The organism is Rhodococcus sp. P4_F3_2 (assembly GCF_056401335.1).
This window is the reverse complement of sequence record NZ_JBFUJN010000131.1, coordinates 1-600: the sequence shown is the minus strand read 5'-3', so window position 1 is coordinate 600 and position 600 is coordinate 1. Positions and strand designations below refer to the sequence as shown.

Genomic DNA, 600 nt, shown 5'->3' with positions numbered 1-600 from the left:
GTTACAACCATTGCTATTGTAGTGGGGATTATTGCCGCGAACTTATTTCACCCTGGTGCAGGGGTTGATATGGGACATATTGAAAAAAGCGATATTTCTCAATATGAGGCAACGGCAAAAACGTCTGAAAGTACAGGGATTGCTCAAGAGCTTCTTCATATTGTTCCGACAAACGTCTTTCAATCGGTAGCAGAAGGCGATCTTTTACCAATCATTTTATTTTCCGTACTGTTTGGTGTAGGCGTAGCTTCGATTGGAGAGAGAGGAAAACCTGTTTTAGCCTTTTTTGAAGGCGTCTTGGATGCAATGTTTTGGGTAACTAATTTGGTGATGAAGTTTGCTCCAGTAGGTGTATTTGCACTTATTGGTGTTAATATTATAAAGTTTGGTGTCGGATCACTTATTCCATTAGGAAAATTAGTGTTCGCCGTTTACTTCACCATGATTTTCTTTGTGCTTGTGGTTCTTGGAATTATTGCTAAAATGGCTGGAACAAGCATGTTTACGCTGATAAAAGTGTTAAAAGACGAGCTGCTTCTTGCTTTTACAACGGCAAGTTCAGAAGCCGTTTTACCGTCTCTTATCAAAAAGATGGAAGAC

Annotated in this window: 1 protein-coding gene; it reads left to right on the top strand. The window is 39.7% G+C overall.

Translation table 11 applies throughout. The features are described 5' to 3' along the window. On the top strand, positions 1-600 hold a 600-nt coding region (locus AC1DWA_RS33085), incomplete at both ends, for a cation:dicarboxylate symporter family transporter (protein ID WP_477917667.1).